Raw genomic sequence first — 15,738 nt, 5'->3', positions numbered from 1 at the left:
CGATAATTCAGTTCTTAGTAAGGACTTTAGTCCTTATTAATTCATATATAAAGAGAGGACTAAAGTCCTCACTACAAACCCTCGCTTTCCCAATGACTAATTCCCTCTTTGCCCAATTCCCTCTTTGCCCAATGCCCAATGCCCAATTCCCAATTCCCAATTCCCATTTAAGTTATGAATAGCTGCATTTTAATGGCGGAAATAATTCAACAACCGCAACTCCGTTATACTCCAGACAATCAACTTCAAATCGCTGAGATGCTGGTGCAGTTTCCAGGGTCGAGACCTGAAGATCCGCCAGAACATTTGAAGGTGATAGGATGGGGCAATTTAGCTCAAGAAATTCACGACAAATATCGCGAGGGCGATCGCGTGATTATTGAAGGGCGGCTGGGTATGAATACGATCGACAGAGATGGTATCAAAGAAAAGCGCGCTGAACTGACAGCCCAAAGAATTTACACTCTCGGCGCCGATGCTATGAGCGCTGCACCCGCAGCTAGAACCGCCCCCGAACCCGCTCAAATTCGCGACACCGCCCCGGCTAATGTGCCGAGCAATGTGGTTCCCATGAGTTCCCGAGGCCGCAGTTCTAACAGCGCTCCAGCCCCTGCTAACCGCCCGTCTAGTTCGGATTGGAACTCGCATCAGTCTTCGGACTCCGATCGCAAGTCTGGTTCCTCTAACGAAGCTGACAATCCCGATTACGATCCGATTCCGTTTTAAGAGCCGATTCCGTTTTAAGAGCCGACGGCGAATAGATCCGACGGCGAATAGATCCGACGGCGGTTGAAACCGCGTCTACACAGGCAAAACCCGCCTCCGCGGGTTGAAAAACGGGTGGTTAAATTTACGTTATTTTCTTCAGTCTGCGGAGGCAGACTTCGTTTTTGTAGACGCGGTTTCAACCGTACGTCATCGTTTGTAGACGCGGTTTCAACCGTACGTCTTGGTTTGTAGACGCGGTTTCAACCGTACGTCATCGTTTGTAGACGCGGTTTCAACCGCCGTTTGATCCGATCGCACAATTTCCCGATCCGATCGCACAATTTCCACCCCAAAAACGCGAGCAAACTCAGCAACAACGATCGCCCTAACTCGATCGACCTCAATCCCCGGAATAAACTGCTCTAAACTACCAATCGGTCGATCGGGAATCCCGCAAGGTACAATTTGCCCAAAACCTGCCATATCCGGGCAAACATTCAAAGCAAAACCGTGCATCGTAATCCAGCGACTGACTTTAATGCCGATCGCACCCACCTTGCACCCATCCACCCAAACCCCAGTCATTCCCGGAACCCGCGAACCCTTCAGCCCGCAAACTTCCAGCACTCCCAAAAGCACTTCCTCCAACTGTCGCAAATACCAGTGCAAATCCTGCTGGTGGCGGCGCAAATTTAAAATAGGATAGCCCACCAACTGGCCAGGACAATGGTAAGTCACCTCCCCGCCCCGCTCAACTCGGTGCAACTCCGCATGAGTTTGGCTCGGGTCAAACTTCAGAAATTCCAACTTCGATCCCAGCCCCAAAGTGTAAACCGGCGGATGTTCCAGCAAAATCAGCACATCCGGCAAATCGGGATTGTCCCGGCGTTCTTGCACGAGTTTTTGCTGGATTTCCCAAGCTTGGGAGTAGGGTACTTGTCCCCAATCGAGGAGCAAGCACGGTTCGGGGATCGCAGGTTGATGAATGAGAGGGGAAATCATGAAAAAAATCAACAGTGTTTTTACGGAATATTTACGCAGTTAAAATCAAGAATTGTCAACATATGAAAAAAGATTTGGAAGATAAGTGTTTTCTAGAATACATAGTGCTATTGTATAAACTATACCCACGTTACAGAAGGGAGGGAGCTCTATGAAGCTTGTTATCCAGGGTAAAAATATAGAAATCACCGATGCCATTCGCGAGTACGTCAATCAAAAAGTTGAAAAGGCAGTTAGCCATTTTCAAACTTTGACGACGGAAGTGGATATTCATCTATCGGTGGCTCGTAACCCCAGGATCAATCCTAAGCAGACTGCTGAGGTGACTATCTATGCTAACGGCAGCGTGATTCGGGCTGAGGAAAGCACGGAAAGCCTGTATGCTAGCATCGATTTGGTCGCAGACAAGATAGCTCGTCAACTGCGGAAATTTAAGGAAAAACGCCACGACAACAAGACCCAGAGTAGTGCCAAAACGGTTACGGCAGTTGAAGAACATCCTATAGTAGCAGATTTGATTGGCGATCGAACTCCCGAACTTCCACCCGAAGTAGTACGGACAAAGTATTTTGCCATGCCTCCAATGACTGTGCAAGAAGCTTTAGAACAATTGCAGATTATCGACCACGATTTCTATATGTTTCAGAATGCAGAAACAGGCGAAATTAATGTGCTTTACGAACGCAAGAGTCAAAGCGGCTATGGAGTTATCCAGCCTCGCAATGCTAACGGCCACGGTAATAGTAAGAATGGCAAAACCGCCCACAACGTAGCACATGAAAAATCAGGTGCTGCGAAAGGTTAGATAATTGCTAATAGCAAAGAGAGGACTAAATTCCTCTCTTTGTCTTACTCTTCCTCTGTGTTCTCTGCGCTCTCTGCGGTTAAATCAATCCGATCCAATCATATCTAACCTTTAATACCTTCCAAAGTTTTGAGAGACTCAGCAACGTGCGCCTTAAAATCCAGCATTGAGTCAAAAATATGCTTGACAACACCTTGTTTGTCAATGACGTAAGTGACTCTACCGGGCATAATCCACATGGTAGCTGGAACCCCGTACAATTGCCGCACTTTATTGCCAGTATCGCTCAACAATGTGAAAGGTAACTGATATTTGGTAGCAAATTTTTGGTGAGACTGCTGCGAATCATCGCTAATCCCAATTACTTCTGCACCTGCGTCTTTGAAAACTTCATAACTATCACGAAAAGCGCAAGCTTCCGCAGTACATCCGGGCGTGTCATCTTTGGGGTAAAAGTAGACGATGACATTTTTTTTGCCTTTAAAATCCTTGAGACTGACTGATGAGCCAGTTTGAGATAATAAGCTAAAATCCGGTGCGATGTCTCCTACTTTGACAGTCATATTTATTTAAGTGAGTGTTTTGTTTATTGATTATTATACGGTAGTTACGGGAAGAGGATTTTGAACCGCAGATGAGGGCGGATGAACGGAGATGAACGCAGATGGGTTAATTGGCATCTTTTGATAAAATCAAGTTGAGCACGTTCAACTCGTTGGAGCTCAACAGGTACTTATCTGTGAACATCTTGGATCGACTTTGTTCTAAACTGTAGCTTCTAAACACGATAAATGGGAAGTCTTGGTACTTGTGTCCGATCGGCATTACACTATCTACAGGATACATTTCTCGCATATAAGCCGACAAAATATCCCGAAACTGCCTGTCTTCCGGTTCCTCCAGCCCGCTGTCAGCAAAATACTCCTGCATTTCCTCCCCGCTAACGAAAGCAAACAGCGGTATGGCATAATAGCGATCGAACTGTTGGCTGAGTTGTTCAAAATACTGAGTTTTCTCCACATCGCTGTTCAGAAATTGCAAAAGCTCGATCGCACCTCCTCTTATAGCCGATCGTACATTCTCCGGGTACGACTTGCTATCCCTAATTAGACGCATTTTTTGCAGCAACCCATTATCTCTACATTTCTGAATTTGTTCGCGTAGTCGCATCTGGTATTTTTCCAGCAAATTTTGATTAGCTAGAGGCACTACCAACAAACTACCACAAACATGACCAATCTCTAAATTATCATAACTCAGCAAACCATCCAGCGGATTACACTTTTCCAAAAACTTCTTGTTAAAATCATCCCGCATTTCCAGATAGGAATCGCCCTTGTGACGAGAGTTATCAGAATTTGTCAAAACAAACTCCCCACGCCCCAAAAGCTCTTCTAGACTTGTATAAACCTCCTTTAGCAACCTATTTCCTCGGATGCTTTCGCTCTTTAGCGTTTTAATCAGAGAAGCCATCTTGTTACTAAAAGTATCTCCCACTGCGGAAACCGACTTACCACCAATCGGAATCATCACAAACTTTTCCCTACCTAAATAACCATATCCGACAATTCGCGTCATCACCGCCGTCTTCAGAATTAGCAGTAAATTCAACAAACTCAACTTACTTTCTTGTAGGGAAAGTTCCGCATCATCAGCGTAATAAACTGCTGTATCAGACACGTAAAAAACTAACTCCTTATCTTCACCATCAAGAGTTTTCCCCTGTTTATCTTCGCCGCGCCCCCGATAAATTACCTGTATCACTTCCATCAGATTTTTCTCAATCTGGAAGTGAGCAATATCAACTAAAATGTGCTTCGTTTTCGGAAAAGATAAGCCGCGACTTCCAGATGCAGTCATAAAGATTACTTTAGCTGTATCTTTGCACTCTTGTATTTTTGCTTTCTCCTCTTCCGAGATATTCGCATGAATTTCTAGATAATCTTCAAACTGATTAAATTCTCGTTTTTTTTGAATTTTATCAATCAATTCTGCCAATCTTCGCTTATTTTGAATATAGACGATAATTTGTTGGACATCAGCTTTGGCTAATCGCTGATTGATATCCTGAATTATTTCAGACTGTACTCTTTTTACTAAATTATTATCCTCCTTTAAAGACGCATCTTCATTATATTTAACAGCTTCTACAAATACCTTATAAGTTATCTCTAAACTGCGGGCTGGATAAGAATTGGCATTAATTACCGTTGCGGCTAGCCGTTTGAATTCAAAAGGAGTAACTTGTAAAGGTTCAATTACATCCGAATTTTTAGCTAACTTTTTAAAATAGATTTTATCTGGTTCTGGGGATGTATTTTCAAGGTGTTGTTTAATCACATCAGGGTCAACAATCGAAGCATCAGCTACAATAATTTTAGTATTAAAACCATGTTGTGGCTTATGCAACTCATGCTTTTTAACCATCTTGGCAATTCCGGCTAGAAACTCAACGCCACCATCATCTCCTGTAATTTCATCTATCATAATGAAGATGTGTTTGATGCGCCTAGATATTTCTTGCATCTTAGTGGGAATGACTAATTTTTCTCGTTTGTTGTAAGTATCTTGAAATATCTGTTCTAAATAATCAAGGGTACTTTGTCGGTTTTCTTTCATCCTTAAAGATTGGATGGAAACCGTAGCTACAATATTATTAGAAGTTTGACAGTTGATTAGGCTATAAATTCCATTACAAATGCTATTTAGCACTCCCATAGTTTTGAGGCTAGCTGGTTCAATTACGGTTTCATTTTTTCTGGCAATTTGCCGCTGATAGTTTTCTTTTACTTGATTTTCTGGATTGTCTTTGATAAAATTAACCGTTTTTTGTGCAAAGTTTTCATCGCGGCTATTCGAGTTATACTTGACTGTACGCTTTCCCGAATAACTGGCGATAATATCGGAGTTTGTGTTAATACAAAATAGCCGATTGTCGCACAACAAACCAGTATTTTTATCCTTGAATTTCTCGATGATATCTAAGTTTACTTGCTTGCGGGGACTGACGTATAAGAATAGGAAGCCGTCGTCAATATGGCTTTTCAGAAAATTTGCGATCGCAGTTGTTTTACCTATTCCCGGATTCCCAGTCAAAAAGATATAAGTTGCATCAGATTGAAGCGCTTTCACAATCAATTGGGCGTGAGCATTCCTCAAATGCAAACCGCGCTCAATTTGCAATTCATCTGCCAGTTTATCTGATATAATATCAATGGAATTAACAAAATTATCGATCCGTTCAGGATGACATATAGGTTTAGTAACATTTTTGTCTATTGCTAACACAGAATCGACAAACTTTCGCCCTTCTTGGAAACTGCGAGACGCATTGAGTTCGATTACACCTAAAACTTCGGTGCGAGAATCACTAATTTCTTTGTTGGTAACTTCTTTTTTGTAAATTTCGGCGCAAGTTGTTAACAACTGAAGTTTGTCCTGGCGTAGGGAAATTGTGCTAATATTGCGATCGCCATAACCCACCACATTAAACAAAACCTCAGCATCTTGTCCCAGGATACCTGTTTGTTGCAGAAATCCATAGAAGCTGTGAGCATAGCTACCAGCTTGAATTAACTTAGTGCTTTCCTTATCCTTATACTTAAAAGCTGTGAAATAGCCTTTCAAATCCTCCGAGAAATCAACACCCAAAGTGCTAGTATCCATCCGCAGATTAGAAAACACACTTTTGGAGCGTAAATAGCTAATTTCTCTGAGCAAATACTTCCGAATCACCTCTATTTCATTGATATCCTCCGGTTTGGGAGCGAGAGTCGGAGAAAACACAGACAAATCAACGCAGAGAATTCTAAAATCATTCCCATATTGTAACAGCATCAGCGTATCAGCCTGCAAAAACTCGCCTTTTTTCGAGTAACGGCGGATGTACGAGTTAATCTGATCATCTAATAAACTAATTCTGGCAGTTGTCAACTGAGATAATAGCTGTTTAAATACTTTTTTTTCATCCTTATTGTAGGTTCTAATACTATTCTCATTACTAAAATTGCACTGACAATATACAATCTCCAACCGCCCCAAAGTCCAGCCTGTAGATTTGATGTACTCCCGGAAAAAGTTCAACCCACCAAGAAAGCCTTTTTGGACAAAAAACAAACTCCATTTCTCAGCGATTTCAGTATCTAAACTAGCCAGCAACTTAGCTTCTCTGATCATTTCCGCCATCATCTTTGGCAATTTTAGCTGCTGTAAATCCAGACGATAGGAATCTCCGAAATTATGAGCTAGCTTTTCCTTTTGGATATACGCCAGAATCCCGATATTGAATCCAACCTCAAACAGCCGTCCAAAATCTTCACTAATCATGATTGCGTACCTCCATCACCGACATTCAAGACTTCTCTTACCTTATTCAAAAAAGCCAGCGAGTTAAATTCTGCATTCCCACCCGCATGATTAAATATAGATAAAGCACCAACAGAATCATCGCCAATAATCCGCTCATAGGGATCTAGTTTCAAACTAATATTTTGGCGCGCTTCATACCTAGAAAAGTGGAAGATGGTAAGATAATGCAGCAAAGTATCTTTGATTTCACCAGCATAAATCAAATCTTCGTGAAGGTCTTGGTCATCCAGAATCCCATCATATATATGCAATAGTGTTGAGTAGGAAATCACGCCGTTGTAAAAGTTTTTTTCTCCCGGCTGCTTGACTTTAATCCCGTTAAACAAGTTGAAAAATATCACAGCTTGCTGATTGCCTTTTGCAGACAATCTTTCAAGCTCCATTGCATCTTGAATGTAAAAAGATTTGCCTTGATCGCCTAGGAAACTGCGGACAAAGTATTTATCAAAAAACATCGGATAAATTTTGATATCTCGGCGCTCTCCCTTCAAAGTTCGGAGCATTTTTTTTGACATGAAAGACAATTCCTCATCTTCCTCAGTCTTGGTAATGTGCAGCGTACTCATGTAAGGTGCTTGGGAAATATATGCGAAATGCCGATATCCTTGGTTATAAAGCTGACTCATCACATCTTCAAGAATTACAGGTTCAGTATAAAGGCGGCTGACGCTGTAATTCTCGGAAAAGGTTTTCAGCATTTCAACTTGAATTGTGCTGTCGTTTAGCTGATTGATTCCGACAACTTCTCCGATTAAGCTGGCTTGTCTTTGGAAGCGGTTTTGATTACCTCTTTTTGCATCGCTATCCCGACTGGAGACGACAATAATTGCTAACTTATCCAACTCTGGAGATAGCTGCACATTGTCGAAGCAAAACTTTTTAGGAAGGATGGAATACATCGAACTCAAACCGTTACGGACACGGAAACCATCAACTCTTTCTCTAATCCGAAATCCTTGAGAACTGGAGCGGTATTTTTCACTCAAAATGTGAGATAATGTCTTGGAAACTTTAGCCATAAATTCTTCTGACGGCGAAGGGTGTTTATGGACGCCTTCGTGAAGTCTCGCCATCGGAATAAATAAGTTTTCCGCCTTATTTTCTAGTAGTCTTCTCATGCAGACATAAGACAGCAGCAACATGGTAAACTTATAGACAAAAGCCGCCGCAGGTTGTAAGCCTTTCTCCCCACTATCTAGTCGTCTGTCGTCATAGGGAAACAAGACTAATTTAGTCTGAAAATGCTGTTTGCAAATTGCTCTAGAACGATCGGCTTTAGGTACAGAAAGTACAGGCAAAACATCGACACCTTCGATATTATACTCCATGCTGAAAGTTTGGCGTTCATCTGTGGGGAAATAACGCACATCTTCGATGGTAATATTAACTGGTAATTGACAGATTACTGTTTCGCTGACAGTCGGCGGTTCGATGGCAATATAATGGAGTGTTTGCTTATAATTTCGCTCCATAATCTCATTGAAAAATTTACCATTCGTCAAAATATTGTCAATGTTTTCTAACAGACCCATTTTGAGGGTTACGTGTCTTGTTTCTGTTCGACTTGGTAAAATTGTCTGCCGTTCCAGAAAGCCTTTCAGCATTTTCTTGAGATGGCTGATTTTGTGCTTAATATTAAACTGCTTAAACCCTTTGATCAAGTTACGAAACAGCTCTCTTTTCGCCTCGTCGTCAGAACCTTTTAGGATTGGTAATACTCTTTGTTCAAAAATTGCGATCGGGTGATGATTGAGCTCAGCTTCAGCGTCGTAGTTTTGTGCTAGTGGATCGTGGCGAGAAGCAAACACAAAATAGTAGAGCAGTGCTATTCTTAAGACCTTACGGGCGAATGTTTCGGTAATGGAATCTATAGAATCTTCCCCAATTGCTGCTTGGTGTTCTTCACTATCTGGATTTAGTAAATTTAGATAATATTCAAATGCTTCTTTTCCGCCGCGTGCTTGAACCGAGTTGTTAAATTTGATTTTGAGACCAAAAATAAATTTACGTTCGCTTTGAGGAGTATCGGTGCTTTCTCCCAAGCAACCTGCTACAATTGGGATAATTGGCAGTGCATCTAAAACTTCCGCTCTAGCAAAAATTTCTCTGTAATTAAATCGGAATCCTGCATAATTTACTTCGTATTCGCCATCGGCTTTACTGCTATCGTTGATATATTTTTCTAGCAATCTGAGCCGGCGAATCAAGTCTTCTAAATAGATGATGCCTACAGTATCTGTGCTGCTAGCGCGGATGTGTTCTAGCAGATACTCCAGATAAGTAATTTTTGCTTCTTTGTTAATTTTTCCGAGGGTTTCTTTGTCTACCAGTCGGATCAATTTGTAAAAATCTGAGTCTGGATTTTTAACCATCTCATCCAGACGATGGCTAAGTTCTTGCCTATCGTCGCTAGTATCGGCATTTTCCCTAATGTAGTTTTCCAAACCCTCTTTTAGCTGTTGTTCAAAAACATCAGTATTTCGCACCGCAATCGTCAATTTATGCAGCTTTAAAGTGGCGTGGCTACCAGAATCGAGAGGTTGCAAAGTTAGCTTTTCTTTTTCTAAAGAAGGGTGGCGTTTGCCAAAATCGTATTTAAAGCCTAACTCTTGACCATTTCCCCGAAAAGATGGGGAACTTAAAGGAGTAATTAAGCTAGTGATAAACTTTTCTATAGAAGCATTTTGTGGCAATTTAGATTCTAAGTGTTGTCGCAAACACTCTTTGATCTGCTTGATTCTGTCGCCAAAATGCTCCTCAACTTCCTGCGGAAAGTTCACAGTAGCACAATCTGCTTGACGTTCAAAGGAACCCAAGGGTTTCCGCACTTCTATTTTGGCAACGTCAGCAGCAATGGTATCAATATCGATAATTAGACGACGGGAATCGTCCGACACGCTAAAGGGATTGTTTCCCTGCAAAACTTCTAAAATTTTGTCCAGCAAATCACCATAGTCTACTGGAACTAAGTCACTGTCGTCCAATCTTAAGATGTTCACCCTATGCACCCCTTCAAAAAGCTTGAATCCACTCTTTTATTTCGTATTCAGTCCAAATCCCATTTACCCAATAAGGATCGGCTTCAACTAATTGTCGCACAGCCGCCTCATCTTCTGCTTCGTAAATTGCAAAAACTTTGCTTAAATCTTTGGTTGGCCCGATCGCAATTAACACTCCCGATTCTTTCTGTTTGGCAAGTCCGGCTAAATGAGCGTCTCGAAATGGAGCACGTTTTTCGAGGACATCTTCGCAGTAACTTCCCCACATTACATATTTGGTCACGGTTTTGAGCCTTGGATGAATTTATTTGAAATTTATTGTACAATAAGTGTAGCAGGATTTGATAATTTTTTTTAGGATAAGATTGATTGACTACAGAGGGTGCTGAGGGCGCTGAGGAAGAGAGGGGAGAAAGAGAGACGTTTGTTAAATAGGAGGAGATAACTATGACTTTACTAGACCTTCGGCTGCTAACGGTTCAAGAATATGACCGGATGACGGAAATTGGTATTTTTGATGAGGATGAACGGGTAGAATTACTAGCAGGACAGATAGTAAAGATGGCCGCAAAGGGAACAGCACACGGTGCGGCGGTAAAACGAACAGAGAAGCTACTGGAAAACCGTTTGGGAGAGAGGGTTTTGGTGCGACTGCAAGACCCTGTTCGGCTCGATAATTACTCGGAACCTGAACCGGATATTTCTGTAGTTATACCAGATCCACTTTACTATGAAGACCACCATCCAACGCCATCGGAAATTTATCTGATTGTGGAAGTTGCGGATACTACGCTGAGAACGGATTGCGGGATTAAAGCGAAAATTTATGCTGAGTCGGGGATTGCTGATTATTGGGTTTTGGATGTGAATAATCGGCAACTTCATGTTTTTCGAGAACCGAGTCAGGATGGTTATCAAAGTCGCGTGATTCTGGCGGATGATGCGAGTATTTCTCTTTTGCAGTTTCCTGATTTTTATTTTTGTGTACGGGAGATGTTGCGTCCTTTAGTTACAAATTGAATTTCCCGGCGGTTGGAAACCGCGTCTACACAAACAAAACCCACCTCCGTGGGTTGAAGGAAGTTAGCCGTAGGGTGTGTCGCCATCAAAAATCCCTCACTAAATATCGAAAATCTCATGGCGACGCACCCTACAATTAGCTTCTCAAACTAACGCCGAATTTCTCGACTAAAACATCGCGGACTTTTTGTTGGGCTGGTTCGACATCGCTTTCGCTGAGTGTTCGATCGCCCGATCGATAAACCAACCGAAATGCTAAACTACGTTGTCCCGCCGGTACGTTTTCGCCGCGATACTCGTCGAAGAGTTCCACGGAATCCAGCAAACTACCCGCCGCCTGCTTCATCGCGCCCTGCATCTCAACTACCGGAACTTCCACCGGCGCGAAAAATGCGATGTCTCTGTCAGAAGCCGGGAAACTCGAATAACCTGCGAATTTGCGAGTCGAGTTGTGCGTTAGCGAAGCCCTCGTAGAGGATCGACCTAACTCACCCAACAACACGCCTAAATCTAATTGAAACACATAAACCTGTTCCGGCAAACCCTTTTCCTGCTGTAATTGCGGGTGTAGCTGTCCGAAAACTCCCAACCGTTTCCCGTTTAACGATAGCGCGGCTGTGCGGCCAGGATGCAGGCGTGGATTAGAGGAATCGCTTGCATATTCCACAGCCAAACTCAACTGCTGAAACACACTTTCTAGGACACCTTTCGCTTCAAACCAAGTCAAAGGTCGATCGCGCCCACCTTGCTGCCATTTCCACACAGTCGGGTCGCCGCCAATAATCCCCGCTACGGCGTCTGCTTCTTTCTTCGCATCCCCTTCTTTCCAAAAAATGCGTCCGACCTCAAAACCGTTGAGCGCGCCGTTTCCTTGCTCCAAATTGTACTGGAAAGCATCGATCGAACCCGACAGCATTTCCGTCCGCAAAGCCGAATACTCAACAAACAGCGGATTCGCTAGCACAACTTGATTGTCTCCCTCGGTTTTCACTAAGGAATAGTGCATCAATTCTGTCAAACCGGCCGCCCGAAAAGCCGATCGCACGTTCCGTATTTGCGCGTATTCTGGAGATAGATAACCGGGTTCTGTTTCGCTGGGTAAAGTATCGCAGAAATTGTCGTAACCGTGGAGTCTCGCGACTTCTTCGATTAAATCAATTTCCCTTTCTAAATCCCGGTAGCGGTAAGGCGGAACAGTTATCGCAAATACTCGTGCTTTTTCCGTCGCAGCCACTTCGCAGCCCAGGGCTGTGAGGATATTTTTTACTTCCTCCGGTTCCAGATAGGGAGAACCGCCGGTTGCTCCTCTTTTTAACTGTCCTAACACCAAGTTTATGCGATCTAGACGCAATTCGATCGATCGCAAAAAACTCAAATCTTCCCCCGAACTCGCCGTTTTTTGCACCGTCGCAGTCCCGCCAGCCAACTCCAAAATTAGGGCAATAGCGCGATCGCACGCCGTCGTCAATGCCGCCTGATTCACCCCCCGTTCGTAGCGGATCGATGCCTCGCTCCGCAGGCCTTGAGCGCGCGCAGAACGGCGAATCGTTGCTTGGTCGAAAATCGCAGCTTCCAAGACTAAATTTACGGTTCCTTCGTGAACTTCCGTGTCTTCGCCGCCCATTACCCCAGCTAAGGCTACGGGTTTGTCGCTAGCAGTAATTAACAGATTTTGCGATTGCAGATTGCGGTTTTGTCCGTCCAAGGTTTTGAAGGATTCCCCTGGTTTGGCAAAGCGCACGCCGATACTGATGTCAGAAGTGCCGGTGAAAGATTGCAGGCGATCGCGATCGAAAGCGTGCAGCGGTTGTCCCCACTCCAGTAAAATGTAATTAGTGACATCAACCACATTACTAATCGGCCGCACACCCGCCGCCTGCAACCGCTGCTGCAACCAAGCTGGAGACGGCGCAATTTTTACTCCTGAAATTTCCGTGCCGATGTAAATTGGGCAGCCTTGCAGTTCCGATATTTCTACTGCCAAATTCGGACTTTCTTTGCCATCAATCGCCACACCATCAGCTTCAGGAATTCTCAAAGTTGCGCCAGTCAGTGCGGCCACTTCCCGCGCTACGCCCACCATGCTCAAAGCGTCAGCACGGTTAGCAGTTGCTGTCAAGTCTAGAATCACGTCATCTAAACCTAAAAGCGGGCGAATATCCCTGCCCAATTCGGGATTTTCTAGCTCAAATATATGAATTCCTGCTGATTCTTTAGACAAGCCCAATTCGGCGAGAGAGCAAATCATTCCTTCCGAAGGAACACCCCGCAATTTAGCTGGTTTAATTTTCAGATCGATCGTCGATAAAAAAGTACCGACAACGGCGACTGGTACATAAATATCCGCCCTCGCATTGGGTGCGCCGCAAACAATATTTAAGGCTTCTGGTTTGCCGACATCGACTTGACAAACTCTCAATTTGTCAGCGTTGGGATGCTGTTCGCAGGCGACTATTTTGCCCAATACTACCCCGTCGGCCCATGCACGCCGGTCTTCGATTTCTTCGACTTCAAATCCTGCCAGTGTCAGGGTTTCGGCTAATTCTTCTGGGGAACTCGTCACATCCACCAATTCTCGCAGCCAGTTTAGAGAAATACGCATAATGAGAGTCAGTAGTTAGTTGTTCGCGATCGGTAGTTATTCGTCATTAGTCTACGCCGGCGGGCTTCGACTGTGCAGTCCGAGAATTTATTCGGGAAAACTTTTCATACCATACTAATTAAAATTTGTCAAGACGATTGCGGTAGATATCAGCAAAAACGAGCGATCGCCCTTTCGGTCGATGGCTGCTGTGGGATGAGTAACATTCTCAATCAGAGAATGAGGTATGCTAGAGACATCTAACAGCGCAAAAAGCACCTAAGTTTAGAAAGACTTTACACAAAAAAGGACAACTTTAGCAAGTCTTTAAACTATCTTCAAGGATAATCTACCGCAAAAACTCACAGCAACGAGATAATTAAAATAGGGAAAAGATATCGGCCTAAAAGACTTAGGTGCAATTCCAATTCGCACGCCGCAGCACGGCCCGCCGGCAACTGATAGAGCTGTATTTCTAGCAGATGCGGTTTAAGGGAATTTGTGCCCTCGAGCGATCGCCAGAGCAAAATCAGAAAAATATAGGCAAACTCAATCAACATGAGCTACTGCGTAAATCCGGGCTGTCCACATCCTCAAAACCCTCCTGACTCTATTCTCCAGTGTCAGACCTGTGGTGCGCGGTTATTGCTGCGCGCTCGCTACCAAGTCATTGAACCGTTAGGACAAGGAGGTTTTGGAGCTACATTTCTGGCAAAAGACATCTCTTTGCCAGGTCAACCGAGTTGCGTAGTCAAGCAACTCCGACCCAGTAGTTCGTCGCCGCGAGTTTTAGAAATGGCGCGGGAATTATTCAAGCGAGAAGCGAAAACCCTCGGCCAACTCGGCGACCACCCGCAAGTGCCGAGGCTGTTAGATTATTTTGAAACCGAACAGCAATTTTACTTAGTTCAAGAGTATGTTAAAGGCTCGACTTTGAAACAAGAAGTCAAACAATCAGGGCGTTTCAATGAATCAGATGTTAAAAATTTTCTATTAGAAATTCTCTCGGTAGTGCAATACGTCCACAGCCAAGGAGTAATTCACAGAGACATTAAACCCGCAAATATTATTCGCCGCGCTCAAGACAATCACTTGGTTCTGATTGATTTCGGAGCGGTTAAAGACCAAGTTAGCCAAACAATATTATTAGACCCCGCCGACCAAAGCGCCAACACGAAATTTTCAGTTGGTACGTTTAGTTTTGCTCCCCCCGAACAAATGGCGCTGCGGCCGATATTTGCCAGCGACATCTACGCCTTGGGCATGACTTGTTTGTATTTGCTGACAGCAAAGTCTCCCAAAGATTTAGATTTTGATGCGGTAACTGGCGAAATTGTTTGGCAGCCCCACGTTCAGGTGAGCCCAAATTTTGCGCGGATTCTTGAGAAAATGCTCAAGCCCATGGTCGGCCATCGCTTTCAATCGACAGGAGATGTCGTCAAAGCTCTGAATGGCGAATTTGAAGACGCAGATCTTTGCAACGGCTTGACAACTCAATTCAACGCAGGTGGCCGCACGGTTGAAGAACCAACGATATTTAATAGTGATGCTACTTCGTTGCCTTCGCCCCAGATGAAAAACGATCGAGATTTGCGATCGAAGCAAAGCATCCGCACTAGAACTTCCTTCAGTCAATCGGGAAATACAGGGATGCAGCCGAGAGTTTCCCGGACTTTGGCTGAGTCTGGCAGAACTTTCGGAACTGCGGCCTTGTCCAATGGCAATTTAGCAGGACAAAAGGTAACGAAAGCGGTTGTAAAGTGGGAAAGTAACAGCTTGCGAGCGGCATATTTTAAAGGTAAACGCGATTTTGCTGACTGCGAACTGTCGGGTTTGCAATTGCCAAAAGCGCAGTTGGCGGGGGGAAATTTTTATCAGGCTAGGTTGGTGAAGGCAAATTTGCAAGCAGCGGATTTGTCGGGGGCGAATTTGGGCCACGCGAGGTTGGTGAAGGCAAATTTGCGATCGGCAAATTTGACTGAAGCTTATTGCAGCACTGCTAATTTTGAAGGTGCGGATTTTCGAGGTGCTGATTTGACGGGCGCTTATTTGAGCAAGGCGAATTTGCGGGGTGCGAATTTGTGCGGCGCGAATCTAACTGACGCTACAGTTACTGAGGAACAACTCGCAAGTGCAAAGACAAATTGGTTGACTACTAAGCCCGATGGTAAGCGGGGTTTTGGATTTTAATAGAAGGAAGAAGGAAGTTCGGCAACGGATTCTGTAGCGGATGTAACGGATGTAACGGATGAAAG

10 protein-coding genes are annotated in these 15,738 nt (G+C 44.0%); 4 read left to right on the top strand and 6 right to left on the bottom strand.

Annotated features, from left to right (window positions below; translation table 11 throughout):
• Window positions 1–174: 174 nt before the first annotated feature.
• Window positions 175–726, top strand: coding sequence for a single-stranded DNA-binding protein (locus JGK22_RS03650; protein WP_293189923.1), 552 nt, complete (start codon window positions 175–177; stop codon window positions 724–726).
• A gap of 210 nt (window positions 727–936) precedes the next feature.
• Here JGK22_RS03650 and lipB read toward each other — a convergent pair whose 3' ends face one another.
• Window positions 937–1,710 carry a lipoyl(octanoyl) transferase LipB gene (lipB, locus tag JGK22_RS03645; protein WP_293183477.1) on the bottom strand — a complete coding sequence of 258 codons (774 nt, stop codon included), beginning with the start codon at window positions 1,708–1,710 and terminating at the stop codon, window positions 937–939.
• A gap of 151 nt (window positions 1,711–1,861) precedes the next feature.
• Here lipB and raiA point away from each other — a divergent pair, with 151 nt between their 5' ends.
• Window positions 1,862–2,515, top strand: coding sequence for a ribosome-associated translation inhibitor RaiA (gene raiA, locus JGK22_RS03640; RefSeq protein ID WP_293189921.1), 654 nt, complete (start codon window positions 1,862–1,864; stop codon window positions 2,513–2,515).
• Window positions 2,516–2,619: 104 nt separating this feature from the next.
• Here raiA and JGK22_RS03635 read toward each other — a convergent pair whose 3' ends face one another.
• The 4 genes from JGK22_RS03635 to JGK22_RS03620 form a co-directional block, all read right to left on the bottom strand.
• Entirely contained in the window at window positions 2,620–3,078 is a 459-nt protein-coding gene (locus JGK22_RS03635) for a peroxiredoxin (protein WP_293183473.1), read from the bottom strand.
• Window positions 3,079–3,184: 106 nt separating this feature from the next.
• On the bottom strand, window positions 3,185–6,841 hold the full coding sequence (locus JGK22_RS03630) for an ATP-binding protein (RefSeq protein WP_293312354.1): 3,657 nt from the start codon (window positions 6,839–6,841) through the stop codon (window positions 3,185–3,187).
• Window positions 6,838–9,882, bottom strand: coding sequence for a hypothetical protein (locus JGK22_RS03625; protein WP_293204797.1), 3,045 nt, complete (start codon window positions 9,880–9,882; stop codon window positions 6,838–6,840). The genes JGK22_RS03630 and JGK22_RS03625 overlap by 4 nt, the downstream gene beginning before the upstream one ends.
• A 13-nt stretch (window positions 9,883–9,895) precedes the next feature.
• A complete protein-coding gene (locus JGK22_RS03620) occupies window positions 9,896–10,165 on the bottom strand; it encodes a YciI family protein (RefSeq protein ID WP_293204799.1) in 270 nt (89 codons plus the stop codon).
• Window positions 10,166–10,329: 164 nt separating this feature from the next.
• Here JGK22_RS03620 and JGK22_RS03615 point away from each other — a divergent pair, with 164 nt between their 5' ends.
• A complete protein-coding gene (locus JGK22_RS03615; RefSeq protein WP_293196498.1) occupies window positions 10,330–10,902 on the top strand; it encodes a Uma2 family endonuclease in 573 nt (190 codons plus the stop codon).
• A 136-nt stretch (window positions 10,903–11,038) separates the two neighbouring features.
• On the opposite strand, the gene pheT is transcribed toward JGK22_RS03615, so the two are convergent.
• On the bottom strand, window positions 11,039–13,504 hold the full coding sequence (pheT, locus tag JGK22_RS03610; RefSeq protein WP_293312352.1) for a phenylalanine--tRNA ligase subunit beta: 2,466 nt from the start codon (window positions 13,502–13,504) through the stop codon (window positions 11,039–11,041).
• A gap of 537 nt (window positions 13,505–14,041) precedes the next feature.
• Between pheT and JGK22_RS03605 the strand changes: the two genes are divergently transcribed.
• On the top strand, window positions 14,042–15,673 hold the full coding sequence (locus tag JGK22_RS03605; protein ID WP_293149884.1) for a serine/threonine-protein kinase: 1,632 nt from the start codon (window positions 14,042–14,044) through the stop codon (window positions 15,671–15,673).
• Window positions 15,674–15,738: the final 65 nt, after the last annotated feature.

It is taken from the genome of Microcoleus sp. PH2017_08_TRC_O_A (genome assembly GCF_020738665.1).
In the GTDB taxonomy this organism is placed as follows: Bacteria; Cyanobacteriota; Cyanobacteriia; order Cyanobacteriales; family Microcoleaceae; genus Microcoleus.
This window is presented reverse-complemented; position numbering and strand designations above follow the sequence as displayed.

Excerpts from the sequence above, each read along its gene's own strand:
- JGK22_RS03615 (WP_293196498.1), top strand. The coding sequence starts at position 10,330 with ATGACTTTACTAGACCTTCGGCTGCTAACGGTTCAAGAATATGACCGG.
- raiA (WP_293189921.1), top strand. The coding sequence starts at position 1,862 with ATGAAGCTTGTTATCCAGGGTAAAAATATAGAAATCACCGATGCCATT.
- JGK22_RS03605 (WP_293149884.1), top strand. The coding sequence starts at position 14,042 with ATGAGCTACTGCGTAAATCCGGGCTGTCCACATCCTCAAAACCCTCCT.
- JGK22_RS03650 (WP_293189923.1), top strand. The coding sequence starts at position 175 with ATGAATAGCTGCATTTTAATGGCGGAAATAATTCAACAACCGCAACTC.
- JGK22_RS03635 (WP_293183473.1), bottom strand. The coding sequence starts at position 3,078 with ATGACTGTCAAAGTAGGAGACATCGCACCGGATTTTAGCTTATTATCT.
- lipB (WP_293183477.1), bottom strand. The coding sequence starts at position 1,710 with ATGATTTCCCCTCTCATTCATCAACCTGCGATCCCCGAACCGTGCTTG.
- pheT (WP_293312352.1), bottom strand. The coding sequence starts at position 13,504 with ATGCGTATTTCTCTAAACTGGCTGCGAGAATTGGTGGATGTGACGAGT.
- JGK22_RS03630 (WP_293312354.1), bottom strand. The coding sequence starts at position 6,841 with ATGATTAGTGAAGATTTTGGACGGCTGTTTGAGGTTGGATTCAATATC.